This is a genomic window from Thalassolituus hydrocarboniclasticus, assembly GCF_025345565.1.
In the GTDB taxonomy this organism is placed as follows: Bacteria; Pseudomonadota; Gammaproteobacteria; order Pseudomonadales; family Oceanobacteraceae; genus Venatoribacter; species Venatoribacter hydrocarboniclasticus.
In genome coordinates, this window is record NZ_CP054475.1 from 2,548,453 (window position 1) to 2,564,498 (window position 16,046).

General features: G+C 54.3%; 19 protein-coding genes. 4 read left to right on the top strand and 15 right to left on the bottom strand.

Annotated features, from left to right (window positions below; all coding sequences use genetic code 11):
* Positions 1–60: 60 nt before the first annotated feature.
* The 7 genes from rluB to HUF19_RS11380 form a co-directional block, all read right to left on the bottom strand.
* A complete protein-coding gene (gene rluB, locus HUF19_RS11350) occupies positions 61–930 on the bottom strand; it encodes a 23S rRNA pseudouridine(2605) synthase RluB (RefSeq protein ID WP_186436001.1) in 870 nt (289 codons plus the stop codon).
* Positions 931–933: 3 nt separating this feature from the next.
* On the bottom strand, positions 934–2,016 hold the full coding sequence (gene scpB / locus HUF19_RS18435; protein ID WP_366516507.1) for an SMC-Scp complex subunit ScpB: 1,083 nt from the start codon (positions 2,014–2,016) through the stop codon (positions 934–936).
* On the bottom strand, positions 2,013–2,867 hold the full coding sequence (locus HUF19_RS11360; protein ID WP_260999495.1) for a segregation and condensation protein A: 855 nt from the start codon (positions 2,865–2,867) through the stop codon (positions 2,013–2,015). The genes scpB and HUF19_RS11360 overlap by 4 nt, the downstream gene beginning before the upstream one ends.
* Before the next feature lie 83 nt (positions 2,868–2,950).
* Entirely contained in the window at positions 2,951–4,126 is a 1,176-nt protein-coding gene (locus HUF19_RS11365; protein WP_260999496.1) for a tryptophan--tRNA ligase, read from the bottom strand.
* Between the two features lie 73 nt (positions 4,127–4,199).
* Entirely contained in the window at positions 4,200–5,216 is a 1,017-nt protein-coding gene (gene trpS, locus HUF19_RS11370) for a tryptophan--tRNA ligase (protein ID WP_260999497.1), read from the bottom strand.
* A gap of 117 nt (positions 5,217–5,333) precedes the next feature.
* Positions 5,334–5,954, bottom strand: a complete 621-nt coding sequence (locus tag HUF19_RS11375; protein ID WP_145470195.1) for an L-threonylcarbamoyladenylate synthase — start codon at positions 5,952–5,954, stop codon at positions 5,334–5,336.
* 61 nt (positions 5,955–6,015) lie between these two features.
* A complete protein-coding gene (locus tag HUF19_RS11380; RefSeq protein WP_260996740.1) occupies positions 6,016–6,852 on the bottom strand; it encodes a PHP domain-containing protein in 837 nt (278 codons plus the stop codon).
* Between the two features lie 271 nt (positions 6,853–7,123).
* On the opposite strand from HUF19_RS11380, the gene HUF19_RS11385 reads away from it, so the two are divergent.
* Positions 7,124–7,423, top strand: a complete 300-nt coding sequence (locus HUF19_RS11385; protein WP_145470192.1) for a YciI family protein — start codon at positions 7,124–7,126, stop codon at positions 7,421–7,423.
* Between the two features lie 25 nt (positions 7,424–7,448).
* Positions 7,449–8,111: a TIGR04211 family SH3 domain-containing protein gene (locus HUF19_RS11390; RefSeq protein ID WP_260996741.1), complete on the top strand. Its 663-nt coding sequence runs from the start codon at positions 7,449–7,451 to the stop codon at positions 8,109–8,111.
* Between the two features lie 75 nt (positions 8,112–8,186).
* On the opposite strand, the gene HUF19_RS11395 is transcribed toward HUF19_RS11390, so the two are convergent.
* A complete protein-coding gene (locus HUF19_RS11395; protein WP_366516508.1) occupies positions 8,187–8,426 on the bottom strand; it encodes an Rdx family protein in 240 nt (79 codons plus the stop codon).
* A gap of 124 nt (positions 8,427–8,550) precedes the next feature.
* Here HUF19_RS11395 and HUF19_RS11400 point away from each other — a divergent pair, with 124 nt between their 5' ends.
* Positions 8,551–9,159: a peptidylprolyl isomerase gene (locus HUF19_RS11400; RefSeq protein ID WP_270049420.1), complete on the top strand. Its 609-nt coding sequence runs from the start codon at positions 8,551–8,553 to the stop codon at positions 9,157–9,159.
* A 7-nt stretch (positions 9,160–9,166) separates the two neighbouring features.
* Here HUF19_RS11400 and HUF19_RS11405 read toward each other — a convergent pair whose 3' ends face one another.
* Complete coding sequence (locus HUF19_RS11405; RefSeq protein ID WP_260996743.1) at positions 9,167–10,048, bottom strand: AEC family transporter; 882 nt, start codon at positions 10,046–10,048, stop codon at positions 9,167–9,169.
* Between the two features lie 90 nt (positions 10,049–10,138).
* Between HUF19_RS11405 and mnmC the strand changes: the two genes are divergently transcribed.
* The gene (mnmC, locus tag HUF19_RS11410) at positions 10,139–12,244 is read left to right on the top strand and encodes a bifunctional tRNA (5-methylaminomethyl-2-thiouridine)(34)-methyltransferase MnmC2/FAD-dependent 5-carboxymethylaminomethyl-2-thiouridine(34) oxidoreductase MnmC1 (RefSeq protein WP_260996744.1); all 2,106 of its coding nucleotides are present in this window, start codon (positions 10,139–10,141) and stop codon (positions 12,242–12,244) included.
* A gap of 10 nt (positions 12,245–12,254) precedes the next feature.
* Here the strand turns inward: mnmC and HUF19_RS11415 are convergent, their stop codons facing one another.
* The 6 genes from HUF19_RS11415 to HUF19_RS11440 form a co-directional block, all read right to left on the bottom strand.
* Positions 12,255–12,452, bottom strand: a complete 198-nt coding sequence (locus HUF19_RS11415) for a hypothetical protein (protein WP_260996745.1) — start codon at positions 12,450–12,452, stop codon at positions 12,255–12,257.
* Positions 12,439–12,786: a YheU family protein gene (locus HUF19_RS11420; RefSeq protein ID WP_260996746.1), complete on the bottom strand. Its 348-nt coding sequence runs from the start codon at positions 12,784–12,786 to the stop codon at positions 12,439–12,441. Before HUF19_RS11420 ends, HUF19_RS11415 begins: the two co-directional genes overlap by 14 nt.
* Complete coding sequence (locus HUF19_RS11425) at positions 12,776–13,219, bottom strand: hypothetical protein (protein ID WP_260996747.1); 444 nt, start codon at positions 13,217–13,219, stop codon at positions 12,776–12,778. Before HUF19_RS11425 ends, HUF19_RS11420 begins: the two co-directional genes overlap by 11 nt.
* Before the next feature lie 102 nt (positions 13,220–13,321).
* On the bottom strand, positions 13,322–15,133 hold the full coding sequence (gene phaC / locus HUF19_RS11430) for a class I poly(R)-hydroxyalkanoic acid synthase (RefSeq protein WP_260996748.1): 1,812 nt from the start codon (positions 15,131–15,133) through the stop codon (positions 13,322–13,324).
* Between the two features lie 70 nt (positions 15,134–15,203).
* Complete coding sequence (locus HUF19_RS11435) at positions 15,204–15,590, bottom strand: phasin family protein (RefSeq protein WP_260996749.1); 387 nt, start codon at positions 15,588–15,590, stop codon at positions 15,204–15,206.
* Between the two features lie 199 nt (positions 15,591–15,789).
* Positions 15,790–16,044: a DUF6489 family protein gene (locus HUF19_RS11440; RefSeq protein ID WP_260996750.1), complete on the bottom strand. Its 255-nt coding sequence runs from the start codon at positions 16,042–16,044 to the stop codon at positions 15,790–15,792.
* Between the last annotated feature and the right edge of the window lie 2 nt (positions 16,045–16,046).

The following is a 16,046-nucleotide window of genomic DNA, read 5'->3' on the forward strand; positions in this document are numbered from 1 at the left end:
TAAAAAAGCCGCTCAATGAGCGGCTTTTTTATGGCTGAGCAATACAGCGAATACAGAGGTTCAGTCGATCTTTTTCTTCTGGCGCGGTTTCGGCGCAGAGGTTTTACGCGCAGTCGCCTGCTGACGGATTTTCTGACGTTTGGCCACCCGCTGGAACTGCTCTTTCTCACGGCCAACCATGCGTTTGGTCTGCTTACGTTCGATGCCAACCAGATCCGCCAGATCGTTTACTTCGCGCTGCCCCAGCTCCACCCAGGTACCGACAGGTACGTTAGACGGCATAAAGATACAGCCATAACGTACGCGTTTAAGGCGGCTCACGGCGATGCCCTGGCTCTCCCACAGACGGCGGACTTCGCGGTTTTTACCTTCCATCAGCACAACGTGGAACCATTTGTTCTGGCCTTCACCATCAAAGAATTTCACGTCGGTAAAACGCGCGATGCCATCGTCCAGCATCACCCCTTCTTTGAGGCGTTCGATCATGGCTTCATCGACGTCACCGCGCACACGCACCGCATATTCACGGTCAACACCGGAGGACGGATGCATCAGCTTGTTGGCCAGCTCACCATCGGTGGTGAACAGCAGCAGACCACTGGTATTGATGTCCAGACGGCCGATATTTACCCAGCGCTCGCCTTTGGTTTTCGGCAGGTGATCAAACACCGTTGGCCGGCCTTCCGGATCTTTCAGCGTGCAGACTTCACCCACTGGCTTGTTATAGGCCAGTACGCGGCGTGAGCGGCCGGCGTCTTCCAGTTTGATCTGGCGGCCATCGACGCGCACATCGTCGTAGCGGCTGGCACGGTCGCCGAGTTTGGCGGTTACGCCGTTAACACTGACACGGCCTTCACCGATCCAGCGTTCGACTTCACGACGGGAAGCCACACCAGCCAGCGCCAGCAATTTTTGGATACGTTCATTCATAATTTATCGGTCTTCTTCATCTGCAGCTGTGTCAGGGGCATCCGGCCGCACCGTGTCAGGGGTTTGGTTAAATAAACTCGGAACATCCTGAGTCCGTTGAACGGCAATATCGTCAGCGTCATCGCCGTACTCTTCGCCATCAGTTTGTGTGTGTTCTGTTGCTTCGTGAACGTCAGCGTCTTCGTTCACGCTCTCTTCTTCAGCCTGCTCAGATTCTTCTGAATCAGGCTCTTTGCTGTCAGTCTCAACCTCAGCTGATTCTGCCGCCTGCTCTTCTTCAACGGCTTTCTGTTCCAGCCGCTGCAGCAGATCGCCAATGCTGCGTTTTTTCGGTTCGCCGTCATTATCCGCTTCGTCGCCGTCGTCGTCATCCCGTGCGAACAGATTACTTTCTACCCGCGCGACAATATCAGCCGCTTTTGCCAGATCTTCTTCGGTGGCAGCCAGTACATCGGCACCACGCTGGGCCACTTCTTCATCGCTGCGGAATTCAAAATCTTTCGCCGGTTCTTTACGTGCTTCGGCATCATCGCCCAGTTCCAGCTTGCGGTTGGCGTCATCCAGTTCGCGGATTTCACCCAGACTCGGCAGGTCTTCGAGACTTTTTAAACCAAAGTAATCAAGAAACTCGCGCGTGGTGGCGTACATCGACGGCCGCCCCGGCACATCACGATAGCCCACAACCCGCACCCACTCACGCTCGAGCAGGGTTTTCATAATACTGGAACTGACCACCACGCCGCGCACATCTTCGATATCGCCGCGGGTAATGGGCTGGCGATAGGCAATCAACGCCAGGGTTTCCAGCAATGCGCGCGAATAACGCTGTGGCCGTTCATCCCACAGGCGTGCCACCCAGGGCGCCACTTCGGTGCGAACCTGCAGGCGGTAGCCGGAGGCGACTTCGACCAGTTCAATACCGCGCCCGAGCAGGTCCTGCTGCAATTCCGTCAGGGCAGCTTTCAGGGCTGACGGCAGCGGAATCTGATCTTCATCGAACAGACTCTGCATCCGTTCGAGCGACAGCGGGCCGCCTGCCGCCATCAGTGCTGCTTCAAGAATGTTTTTTAACGCTGGCTGTGTCATGCCTCATCCCCGCGGCCAAATTCTTCATACGCCGGTCCGCCGGCAGCACGCTGCTCGCGTACGCGCAAATGAATCGGACCAAAGGTGTCCTGCTGGACGATATCAATCAGTGACTCTTTAACCAGCTCCAGAATGGCCAGAAAGGTCACCACCACGCCCAGCTTGCCTTCGCTGGGATCAAACAAGGCGCGGAACGACATAAAGTGCCCTGCCTGCAGTCGCCCGAGAACATCACTCATACGCTCTCGGGTCGACAATTGCTCACGCTGAATTTCGTGATGCTCAAAACGCTCAGCGCGGCGTAATACTGCGGCAAAGGCCAGCATCAGCTCACGCATTTCTACTTCCGGATGCACCCGCTCCTGAATGCGGTCGGGTGCATCTACTTCCGGCAGGAAGATATCGCGCTCCAGCCGTGGTAATTCGTCGAGGTTTTCGGCGGCTGTTTTAAAGCGTTCATATTCCTGCAAACGGCGCAGCAATTCCGCCCGCGGATCGTCTTCTTCTTCGTCACTGCCGTCTTCGCGGTTACGCGGCAACAGCACACGGCTTTTAATTTCCGCCAGCATCGCCGCCATCACCAGATATTCCCCGGCCAGCTCCAGCTGCATGGCCTGCATCATGTCGATGTATTCGATGTACTGGTCAACAATCTCAGAGACATTCACTTCGAGAATATCGAGGTTCTGCTTGCGGATCAGATACAGCAGTAAATCCAGCGGCCCTTCGAACTGCTCAAGGATCACTTCCAGCGCATCCGGCGGAATATACAGATCCAGTGGCAGCTGGGTCATCGGCTGCCCCTGCACCAGTGCAAACGGCATTTCCTGCTGGCCGGTCTTTACCCGCATGCTGGCTTTCGCCAGATCGGGTACCGGCGCGGCCGTCGCGTCTGCGGCCGGCTCTGAGGAATGATCAGTAACGTCCTGTGTGCTCATCGGTAACCCAGCCCCATTGCTTCACGCACATCAGCCATAGTACTGCGCACGGCATCCCGCGCACGCTCACTGCCTTCGGTCAGAATGCGCGTCAGCAGTTCCGGGTTTTCTTCAAACTGCTGCGCACGCTCACGGATCGGCGCCTGTTCCGCAATGATGGCATCGGTCACCGGTTGCTTACATTCAAGGCAACCCCAGGCCGCGCTGCGGCAGTTGGTCTGCACCCGCTCGCAGGTTGCCTCATCGGAATAGATTTTATGAAAATGCCAGACCGGGCATTTTTCCGGATCACCGGCATCACTCAGGCGAATACGCGCCGGGTCGGTCTGCATGCTGCGCACCTTTTTTACCACGTCATCAGGCTCGGCCCGCAGCGGAATCATATTGCTGTACGACTTGGACATTTTCTGACCATCAAGGCCCGGCATACGCGCTTCACTGGTCAGCAGCGCCCGCGGTTCAGTCAGAATATTTTTCCCGGTTCCTTCCAGATACCCCAGCAGTCGCTCTTTATCGGCCAGTGTCAGATTGCTTTGCTCTTTCACCAGCGCCTGCGCGGTTTGCAGGGCCTCAACATCGCCATGACTGATATAAGCAGTGCGCATCTGCTGATACAGCGCAGAGGTTTTTTTACCCAGTTTTTTTACCGCGGCCAGTGCGTTGGCTTCAAAGCCGGGTTCACGACCATAAAGATGATTAAAACGGCGGGCGATGTCGCGGGCGATTTCAATATGCACTTCCTGATCACCACCAACCGGCACCAGACCGGCGCGGTAAGCCAGAATATCGGCACTCTGCAGCAGCGGGTAACCGAGAAAACCATAGGTGCTGAGGTTTTTATCCTGCAGCTTTTCCTGCTGGTCTTTATAGCCGGGCACCCGTTCCAGCCAGGACGTTGGTGTAATCATCGACAACAGCAGATGCAACTCCGCCAGCTCCGGCACCTGACTCTGCACAAACAGGGTCGTCGAGCCGGGATTTACTCCGGCGGCGAGCCAATCAATCAGCAGATTGCGGCTTGAGCGGCGCACACCGGTCGCGGTTTCGTAATCGGTGCTCAGCGCATGCCAGTCAGCAATAAAAAAGAAGCACTCAAACTCATGCTGCAGTTTTACCCAGTTTTTCAGCACACCATGATAATGACCAAGATGTAACTGACCGGTCGGGCGCATGCCCGATACCACCCGCCTCTGCGGATCGACGCTGCTCACAGGGAATGCCTCTCAGTGCTGTCGTTCACAGATATCAGGCCAGCTTAAAGATGCCAACGGCTTCACGTACCTGCTCCAGCAGCGGCTGGCTGATGGCACGGGCCTTGGCAGCACCTTTCTGCAGCTCGGCTTCGATATCGGCCGGGCGGGCCAGCAGATCGTTGTAGCGTTCACGCGCTTCGCCGATTTCAGCGTTAATCAGGGCAAACAACTGCTTCTTGGCATCGCCCCAACCAATACCATCAGCAAATGCCTGACGCATTTCAGCGCTCTGCTCTGCTGTGGCAAATGCCTGCCAGATCTGGAATACGGTCGAGGAATCCGGATCTTTTGGCTCACCCGGTTCCAGCAGGTTGGTTTTGATTTTGTTGATGTGCTTCTGCAGCTGCTTCTCGGTTAAAAACAGCGGAATGGTGTTGCCGTAGCTCTTACTCATTTTACGGCCATCCAGCCCCTGCAGTACCGACACCTGATCATCAACCTGATAATCCGGCAGGCTCAGTAACGGCTCTTTTTTGCAGTAGATATGGTTAAAACGGCCGGCGATATCGCGCGCCATTTCAACGTGCTGAATCTGATCTTTACCGACCGGTACTTTGTTGGCGTTAAACATCAGAATATCGGCGGCCATTAATACCGGGTAGCTGAACAGACCCATGGTGATGGCTTTGTCGGCGTCTTCGTTTTCGGCCAGATTAGCATCCACCGCAGCTTTGTAGGCATGGGCGCGGTTCATCAGGCCTTTGGCGCAGACACAGTTCAGAATCCAGCTCAGTTCCGGAATTTCACGGATATCCGACTGGCGGTAGAACACAGAATTATCGGTATCCAGACCCAGTGCCAGCCAGGTGGCGGCAATTTCCATGGTCGACTGATGCACCGCCGCCGGGTCCTGACACTTGATCAGGGCATGGTAATCGGCGAGGAAATAAAACGTATCGTTAGCCTGATCCTGGCTGGCGGCAATGGCCGGACGGATAGCGCCAACATAGTTACCCAGATGCGGGGTGCCTGTGGTTGTAATACCGGTTAATACACGCTGCTTGCTCATACTGCCCTGCTTGGTGAAATTCTGAATCTGAAAACGCGCCATCATACCGGTTTTAGCGGCGCGTTTCAGTCTCCTTAAGCACCAGTTTCAGCATCCCACCAGTCTAACGCCCAGCTCTCAGAGAAAATCGCTGGCGTCGCCGACGCCCTGACGCAGCACGACCGGTATTTCATCGGTCATATCAATCACGGTGGTGGCCTCGAAGCCACAGTGACCGCCGTCAATTACCAGCTCCAGCTCATGCTCCAGCGACTGGCGGATATCGTAAGGGTCAGACAACGGCAGCTCATCACCAGGCATGATCAGCGAGGTGGTCATCAGCGGCTCGTTCATCTCTTCCAGCAGCGCCATGGCAATCGGGTTATTGGGTACACGGATGCCGATGGTGCGCTTTTTCGGATGCATCAGAAGGCGCGGTACTTCGCGCGTGGCTTCCAGGATAAAAGTGAAAGCACCGGGCGTGTGTGCTTTGAGCATGCGGTATTTGGTGTTATCCACTTTGGCAAACAGAGACAACTCGGACAGGTCGCGGCACAGCAGGGTGAAATTATGCTTCGGCGGCAATTGCCGTAAACGCTGTACCCGGTCGGTGGTTTTTTTATCGCCGATACGACAGGCCAGCGCATAGGCACAATCGGTCGGAATCACAGCCAGGCCGCCATTACGGATAATTTCTGCGGCCTGCTTGATCAGCCGCGCCTGAGGATTATCAGGGTGAATCTGGAAAAATTGGCTCACTAAAGCTCCTTAACCCACGCACAACGGCATTCGCTATGTCAGGGAATTATGCTGTGCCCGATCAGGCCCAGCTCTGCCATACAGGGGTAATATCCGCCGGAAAGGCCGGCATCACGCCCAGATCAAGTCCGAAGCGGTTCGGACCATGGAAATCGCTGCCGCAGGAACCCAGCAGCTCAAATTCACGCGCCAACACCGCCATCTGACCGCGCTGGTTGTTATCCATCTGACCATACGCCACTTCCAGACCACGACCACCGGCCTCGACAAAGTCGGCCAGACAGGCACGCAGCTTGGTGCGGGTCATATTATAAAGATGCGCGTGGGCCATTACCGGGATACCACCGGCCTCAATAATCCACTGCACCACGGTGGCCATTTCCGGCCAGCTGGCTTTGACATCACCGGGTTTACCGGCACCGAGGTATTTATTAAAGGCAACGGCCATTGACGGCACCAGCCCTTTATCGATCAGATACTGGGCAAAATGCGGACGCCCCACTGATTCTCCACCGGCATAGGCCTGCACTTCCTGCAGATTAATATCGTGTTTAAGACGTTTGCCGACCCGTTCGGCAATCAGCTGGGAACGACTGCTGCGCGCTTCGGTCTGAGACTGCTCAGCGGCACGCATAGCCGCCGACTCAGGATCAAAATTAAGGCCAACAATATGAATCGTGACACCGCCCCAGATACAGGACAGCTCAATACCGGGAATCAGCCGCACGCCCAGTTCCTGCGCTGCGGCCTGCCCCTGACGATAGCCTTCGGCGGTATCGTGATCGGTGATCGCCAGGGTTTTTACGCCGCGCTCCGCCGCCCGCGCAACCAGTTCAGCCGCCGGTAATTTGCCGTCGGATGCTGTGCTGTGGCAATGAAGATCGATTTCTGAGTTCACGTGGACGCTCACTCCCGGTTACGCCATAATCGCCCCATTGTAATGACACTGAAGCCACTAAGCGAATGAAGTTACTCCCCGGCGACCTGCCCATTGTGCTTTTTACTGGTTTATAAATGGGCACCCGGGCTGACTAACCTTCTCGCGCTCAATGTGTCGAAGATATCAGGGTCGACGTCACACTCTTCGGTTTGCCGGCTCTGACCGTCCTGTTTATTATCGGTCAGTCGCTGTTTTTATACCGCTACATGAATAATGAGGAACAGTAAGCATGTGGTACGCCATTATCAGTCAGGACGTACCTGACAGTCTGGAAAAACGCCTGTCAGTCCGCCCTGCTCACCTGCAGCGCCTGCAGGATTTAACCGCCGCAGGTCGCCTGTTGATTGCTGGTCCGCACCCGGCCATCGACAGTGAAGATCCTGGCAGTGCAGGTTTCACCGGCAGCCTTGTTGTGGCGGAGTTTGCTTCTCTGGCTGATGCTCAGGCCTGGGCCGATGCCGATCCTTATGTCAGTGCTGGTGTTTACCAGCAGGTAACGGTTAAGCCGTTCCGTAAAGTCCTTCCCTGAACGGAAAAAATAAAAGGTATTTGCTGTGAAAAAATTTCTGATTGCCCTCTCCCTGCTGGCCACCGCGGCTACGGCCGCTGCTGTTGAAAAACGCTACGTTACCGACACCCTGTGGCTGCAACTGCGTTCCGGCCCCAGCCAGGAATTCCGCATTCTGAAAGCCTTACCAAGTGGTGAGCATCTGATTTTTATCGAAGAAGATGCCGAAACCGGTTACACCAAAGTGCAGACCGATAAAGGTGTGGAAGGTTACGTACTGACCCGTTTTCTGGAAATGGAACCCATTGCCAAAGAAAAATTAATTCTGGCCAACCGCGAACTGGAAAAAGTAAAAGCGGAACTGGAAACCACCAAAACCCAGCGCGCTGAATTTCAGAGCGAAGTAGAAAAACTGAAAAGTGAACGTTCAGGTCTGGGACGTGAAAACACCGACCTGGAAAAAGAACTGGAACGCATCAAAAGTATTTCTGCCAACGCTCTGGCGCTGGATGAAAAATCGAAAAAGCTGACCATGCGTAATCAGGAACTGGAAATTCAGGTAGAAGCGCTGACGGCTGAAAATGCCCAGCTGCAGGATAACCGTCAGCAGACCTTTATTCTGTACGGTGGCGCGCTGGTGATTATCGGTATTCTGGCGGGTCTGATTTTGCCGTCTCTGCGAGGCAAACGCAGCAGCGGCTGGTCCTGAGGCTCTGCCTCAATAATAAAAAAGGGAGCTTTGTGCTCCCTTTTTTTGTGCGTGTGCCGACCGACGTGCCGGACGCTATTCCGCTCCGGCCTCCAGATCGCAATGCCCGAGCGATGCATCCGGGGCAATGCAGTCGCGCAACAGGCGCTTCAGCTCGGCAATTTCCGGAAAACCGCCCTGCTCTTTACGATCCCACAGACACTGATCATTGGCCCAGACCTGAAACTGCCCGGATTCGCCAACCACCAGTTCGATGGCTGCAAGCTTGCCGTGAAAGGTCGAAAACAGCTCCTGCGCATACCAGCCAGAACGCAAAGCCCATTTACAGCCTTCACAAAATACGATTCTTACTTTAGCTTTAGCCAAAAGCCTGACCCCATATGAACCATTTAACGAATTCCGGCACTAAACCGGAGACTTTTTCCTGCGGAGATGATTAATGCAACGTCTGATAAAAACAACCCTGCAAAGCGCCGCCCTGAGCTTGTCTGTCTTACTCGCACCGCTAAGCCTGCACGCAGCAGAAGCCGCTGACAGTGTTCATGTACTGATGAAAACCAGCGCCGGTGATATCGAACTGGAGCTGGACCGCAGCAAAGCGCCGATCAGTGTCGACAATTTTTTAACCTACGTTGAAAGCAAGCACTACGACGGCACGGTTTTTCACCGCGTGATCCGTGACTTTATGATCCAGGGCGGTGGTTTCGGTGCCGATATGCGCCAGAAAGCCACACTGCCACCGATTAAAAATGAAGCAGAAAATGGCCTGAAAAATACCCGCGGCAGCATTGCCATGGCGCGTACCAGCGTTATCGACAGCGCCACCAGCCAGTTTTTTATTAATGTGAAAGACAACAGCTTCCTTGATCACGGTGCGCGGGATTTCGGTTATGCCGTTTTCGGTAAGGTCGTGAAAGGCATGGATGTGGTTGACAGTATTGCCACCAGCCCAACCGGTGCCCGCGATATTCCGCGCGAGACCATCCTGATTGAATCCGTCAGCGTGATCAGCGACGACAATACAGCGGAAGCGGCAGAAGCTCAGTAAGGCCTGATTAAAGCAGCCACCAGAGCAGAGCCGGAATGGTAATAAATGAGATCAGAGTCGACATAACCACCATTCCGGCCACCGCTTCCGGAGCCCGCTGATAGCGCTCCGCAAACAAATAATTAAACACCGCAACCGGCATCGACGCCTGCAACAGCACGACGCCTTTTTCCGTTCCGGAAAGATCCAGCAAGCTCACCACCAGTAAGCCCACAACAAAACCACCGAATATCCGCAACAGGCTGTAAAGCAGAGCCTGCCGCCACTGCCGGACCTGCAGACGCTGCAACGAAACACCCAGGGTAATCAGCATTAACGGAATCGTCATACCACCGATTAAACGCACCGAATTCTGCACCGCAGCCGGTAACGTCCAATCCGCCCATAACAACAGCAATGCAATCACAATGGCATATAAAATTGGCATTTTAGCCAGCCCGGCAAGACCACCGGCCTGACGTCCGCCGGCCAGCAAAATCCCGGCCGGAAAATGCGCAACAGACAGCACCATAAAAAATGCCAGCGCCAGTGCCAGTCCCTCCTGCCCGAATGCCAGCAGGCATACCGGCAATCCCATATTACCGACATTAGGAAAGACAAAAGATGGCAGATAAGCGCGTACATCATCGCCCAGAAGACGAGGGACCAAAGCCCCCAGAAGCGCCATAAAAGCAGCCACCAGCACACAGGCCAGCGCGGTACGCTGAAAAGCCACAATGTCGATTTCAACAGAGCCCAGTACCGACAACATCAGGCAGGGCGCGGCCACATTCAGCACCAGCCGGGAAATAAATTCCGGATCAAACGCATAGCCCTGGCGCGCCCAGAAAAAGCCGATGGCGGCACAGGCCAGTACAGGCGCCATAATGGCGAAAATTTCGGTTATCATGGGCGGATCATACGTGAGTGCCGTGCTTTTTGTCTGCAGCGTACTGACGCTAAAATAGCGGCGTTTATACCCACTACTCTGAGAATATCTGTGTCTTCCAGTCCTTCCGACCACCCGGCCAGCCATCCGCCGGCAGATAATATTCCGGCAAACAGTAATCAGGCACCCTCTGCTCCTGACCTGTTATGGAATGACGACGGCCTGCCGGTTTCCCGTGAATTTAATGATCCGTATTTTTCTGTGGATAACGGTCTGGAAGAAAGCCGCTATGTTTTTCTGCAGCACAATGGTCTGCCACAGCGCTGGTCTGACTGGCAGGGCGACTTCAGCATTGTTGAAACCGGATTCGGCACCGGGCTGAATTTCCTGATGACCTGGGAAAGCTGGCGCCAGAGCAACAGACACGATAGCAGCTGGCTGCATTTCACCAGCATTGAAAAATTCCCGCTGACACTCAGCCAGCTGCAACAGGCACTGGCATTGTGGCCACAACTCAGCGAGCTGAGCGCTCAGCTGTTTAGCCAATACCCACTGCCGGTTGCCGGTTTCCATCGTCTGGTCTGGCCAGAAGAACGTATATCCCTGACGCTGATCTTTGCCGATGTCAAAGAGGCTCTGCCGCAATTAAGCGGCCCGGTGCATGCCTGGTATCTGGATGGCTTTGCACCCTCAAAAAATCCACAGATGTGGTCGGAAGAATTATTCAGCGGTATGCGCCGCTTAAGCCAGCGCCAGCCGGGCCAATATCAGGGCGAACAGCCCGCCACGGTCGCCACCTTCACCTCGGCAGGCATTGTCCGCCGTGGCCTGCTGGGCGCAGGTTTTCATGTTAAACGGGTGCCCGGTTATGGCCGTAAACGCGAGATGCTGGCCGGCAGCTTTAACCGCCGTCAGGGACCAGAGCTGGCGCCCTGCTTTCTGCACAAACCCTGGTTACTGCAGGAAAACAGATGGCCCGATGACGCCGAGGTTGTTGTTATCGGCGCCGGACTCGCCGGAGCCACCACCGCCAGAGCACTGGCCGAGCGTGGCCTGAAGGTAGAGGTGATTGATGCCGCAGGCATTGCCCAGCAGGCCTCCGGCAACCCTCAGGGCGGGCTCTATGTAAAACTCGCGGCCGGCGACAACGCCATTCATACCGATTTTTATCTGGCCGCCTTTCAGTATGCCCTGCCCTATATGCGCCGCTATTTAGGCGCTGGCGATGCGGATAACCCCTACTGGTCACAATGTGGCGTGCTGCAGCTGGCTTACGATAATAAAGAAGCCCAGCGCCAGCTGAAATTCAGCCAGACCCGCAGCCTGCCCGAGACTCTGGTGCAGTCGCTGGATCAGGCACAGGCGGGAAACATTGCAGGTAATCCGCAACAGAGCGGCGGTCTGTTTTTCCCACAGGCAGGCTGGGTCAGCCCGGCAGATTTATGCCGGATTCTGCTGCAACACACGAATATCCGCTTCACACAACGTCAGGTCAGCGCGCTGCAACAAATCCCACAGGGCTGGCAGATTCAGTGCAGCGACGGCACCATCCTGCAAAGCCGCCAGCTGGTACTGGCCTGCGCCAATGCGGCCACAAACCTGCTGCCTGAGGCGTATCTGCCGCTGAAACGTATTCGCGGCCAGCTCAGTTATTTAAACCCAGCGCAGACTCCGGCACTGAATACCGTACTCTGCGGCCGCAGCTATATGGCGCCGGCGCGTAATGGCCGGCTGTGTCTGGGGGCAACCTATAACCTGCGGGATGATGACACTCAGCTGCGTGACAGCGACCATCAGACCAACCTTGATCACCTGCCGGATTTCGGCCCGCAATGGCAGGAGCTGAATAAACAACAGGGTATGAAACTGGTACTCGGCGGACGGGTTGGTTTCCGCTGTACCACTCCGGATTACCTGCCGATGGTCGGAGCCGTGCCAGAGAGCCGCGGGTTTGTGCAGTGCTTCAGCGGGCTGGTGCGTAATGCCAAGCGTATTCCAGCCAAAGCAGCACCGCAGTATCCGGGTTTATGGCTGAATATTGGTCATGGTTCACGCGGACTGGCGTCAGCTCCGCTCTGTGCCGAGCTGCTGACTCAACAGATGATGGGTGCTCCGCTGCCCGTGGCACTGGATGTGGCCGAAGCCTTATGGCCGGGACGGTTTTTACTGCGGGATATGGTGCGGCGCAAATTGCCGCCGGAACTGGCTCAGGGCTGAGCCGGAAAGATCAGACAACGCGTTTGATGCGCTTGCGCCGCTCAGCTTCCAGCCTGGCCTGCTCGGCCTCTTCGCGGATCTGGCGCATAGCAGCGGCCAGCTCAGCACAGCAGCGGCGGACTTCTGCCAGCTGTGCTTTCATCTCATCGATATCGCCAATGGCTGTGCGCAGGCGTCGTTTCAGTTGTTGCTGCTTAAGATCGTCCATAGTCACCACCAGACCAGCCATGACTGCGTAATACGCGGGTCATTTCAATGTGGCAGGTCTGCTGGATGGGGTCAAACAAAAGTATGGCACTGCCGTCGGCTAACTGAGCTTTAACCTGGGCCTTTTTATCTTCCAGGCTGACGTCGTAATCGCCGTAATCTGTGCCTTCACGGCAGACGAAGTCTTCCAGAATACCGTCCAGTGCTTCGGCACTCAGCTGTTGGTAAGGAATCGCCAGAACACCTTCCTGCGGCGCATCCTCACCGTAAGGAGCTTCTTCGCAAGAAGTACTGGTGTAGTCGTGGTCATCAGACGGTACGGAATCAGATGGCAAAACCTGCCTCCCGCTCCCACTCACAACTCATGCGCAGATCGGCATCTGAAGGCACATGGCCCTGGTCGGTGTTCCAGTTAAAAGTGTGCTTACCGGACAGCTCGGTTTCCAGATGCACGGTGGCCGACACCCAGTACATGCTTTTCAGCAAAGCCTCGAACTGACGCAGCCACTGCTCCCACTCATACTCCACCGCTTTATAAGAGGCAGCAAAGTGAATCAGCTGGGTATGGTAAGTGCCGCTGAATACATCATCACCGGGCATGGAAAACATTTCCCGGCACAACAGTGACCAGTCATCATCAACACCTAAAGGCAATGATTGAATGGCACTCCAGTTGGCGCGACGGTGAAGACGGGCACTGAACTCATCGGTAGCCGGTATATGGCGGATCACGCCGTAGACGATGGATTCCTGATCGAATTGTGACACGCAAAATCCTTACAACTGAATGCTGCGGCCATCATAGCGGAATTATGGAAAAACAAAAACGGCGCCGAAGCGCCGTTTTTGTGAGCCAGTAATCAGGGCTGATTACTTATTCAGTACATCAATGATGCGTTGTTTAACATAACGCCCCGGGGCATCTTCGATGATACCGAGCTTACCGCTTCCGGGCTGACGTGCGTCGGTCTGCTCAGAGCCGCCCTGAGCGGTTGCCCACTGTTGCCAGTCAAGCCACCACGAACCTTCATGCTGCTCGGCATTGCGGTACCACTCTTCCGGATCTGCAGGCAGAGCTTCGTTCGTCCAGTAGCCATATTTATTGGCTGAAGGAGGATTAACAACCCCGGCGATATGGCCTGAGCCACCCAGCACAAAGCGGTTTTTACCACCCATCAGCAGCGGGCCTTTATAGGTTCCCTGCCACAGAGCAATATGATCCTGAGCGGTAGAAAGGAAATAGGTCGGAATGCTGATCGCACTCAGATCGATTTTCTCGCCATCCAGTTCCAGCGCATTTTTCTGCACCAGTTTATTTTCCAGATACATATTACGCAGGTAGAAAGAATGCATAGCCGCCGGCAGGTTGGTACTGTCGGTATTCCAGTACAACAGATCAAAAGCCGCCGGGCGCTCACCTTTCAGATAGTTGTTAATAAAGAACGACCAGAACAGATCATTTTCCCGCAGGGTATTAAAACTGAAAGCCATTTGCCGGCCGTCGTAATACCCGAGTAAATTCATCTGTTTTTCCAGCGCCGAAATTGCCGTCTCATTGATAAAGACGCCAATCTCCCCCGGTTGGGAAAAATCGGTCAGGGTTGCCAGGAAGGTTGCAGACTTGATCGGCTCCTGTTTCTTTTTCTTCAGGTAAGCCAGCGTCGCGGCCAGCAAAGTGCCGCCCAGACAGTAGCCGATGGCGTTAACTTCTTTTTCTCCCGTTGCCTGTTCGATCGCTTCCAGTGCCGCAATCGGGCCTTCAAGCATATAGTTGTCGAACCCTTTATCGCGCAGCGACGGCCCCGGATTAATCCAGGAAATACAGAACACGGTGTGCCCCTGATCGACCAGCCATTTCAGATACGAGTTATTCTCACGCAGATCGAGAATGTAGTACTTGTTAATAAATGGCGGGATCACCAGCAGCGGACGTTTATACGTTTTTTCCGTTGTCGGCGTGTACTGAATCAGCTGAATCAGATCATTCTGATACACCACCTTGCCCGGCGTAGTCGCCAGATTGCGGCCAACCTGAAACGCACTGGTGTCAGTCATGGCAACGTTCAGTGCCCCTTTGACACTGGCTTCCAGATCATTACCCAGCTGTTCCATACCGGCATAGAGATTGGCACCACCACTTTCCAGTGTTTTACGGATGACCTCAGGATTCAGTGCGGCAAAATTGGTCGGTGCCAGGGCATTGACGTACTGACGCACAAAATACTCAACTTTCTGCTGCGCATGCTCGCTCAGGCCGTCGGTATCTTTGACCATCTGCATCAGGGCGTTGCCCTGCAGCAGATAGAGTTGTTTGATGTAGTCGAACAGCGGATTCTCGCTCCACTGTGCATCTTTGAAGCGCTTATCGCTTTTATCCGGTGTAACGACCGGATCAGCGTCTTTCCCTAAAAAGCGCAAAGCCGTGTGCTGATACAGTTCCTGCTGTTTTTTCAGCAGATCCATCTGGTAACTCATCAGCTTGCCCGGGTTCTCCAGCATATGTTCGCCCAGCTCACGGAAGGCTTCGCTGAAATCGGTCAATACAGAGGCAGCCGGGTCATCGGCGCTGGTCGGCTGATTTACCGCCTTTTCCAGCAGGCGTCCGTACTGCTCCGCTGCGCGGCTGGCCATATCATAAAAATCACTAACGGCTGTTTCTATGCTTTCCATTGGCATATTCATGTATCACCTGCATTCAGAAACGGTTGAGCAAAAAAGGCCACCCGAAGGTGGCCTCTGATATCAGACGTGATCAGGCAGCTGATTTAGGCTTGGCAGCTGGCTTAGTGGTGGTAGTCGCCGCTGCGGTTGAGCGGGCTTCTTCCATGATGGATTCAATCTGGGTTTTGAATTCCATCGCCATGTCAGAAAATGCCTTGGCATCTTCCATCACTTTTTTGTTCAGTGCAGAAGCAGTTTCCGCCTGGTTAGCGGTAAAAGAACGCATGCTTTCTGCATCCTTAACTTCTGCCGCTTTTTTCATCTGCTCCAGACCCAGATCTGCATACGATTTAATCGCGTTCAGTTGGAATTCCGTCATTTTTTCCATGTTGTCGACAAACAGACTGTTAAATTTCGCCATGGGTGCGTACATGGTTTTAGCCTGCTCTGCGAATGCATTAAGAATATTCTCTTGCATAGTCTTGCTCCTTCAAAAGTCTAATAGCAGTTGGGGTAAATCTATCCTATGGCATTTTATCTTACACTTAAATGACAGCCCCCCAATCAAAGAGGTTTTTTTTGATTAATATCAGCCTTTTTTATGATCTCTTTTTTAAAGTGCTTAACAATGAGGCCAAAGGCTGGCGCCAATTGCCCTAGAGCATTCACTTTAAATTCTAACTGTTCTCTTTATCAGAAGAAGATGCACCCGACATCATGCTCATCATCATTTTCTGAAACTGTCCCATCGCATTCATGCCTTCGTTAAACATCGGCTGATACAGGCTCATGGCATCGTAGCCGTCTTCCCCGGATTTCATTTTTTCCAGCATGCTGGCAAACAGTTCTTTCTGGAACTCCTGTACATCCGGCAATCCCATAACGCGACGAAATTCTTCCGGCGTAAGATCAAAAGTAACATTAATTTTCATCG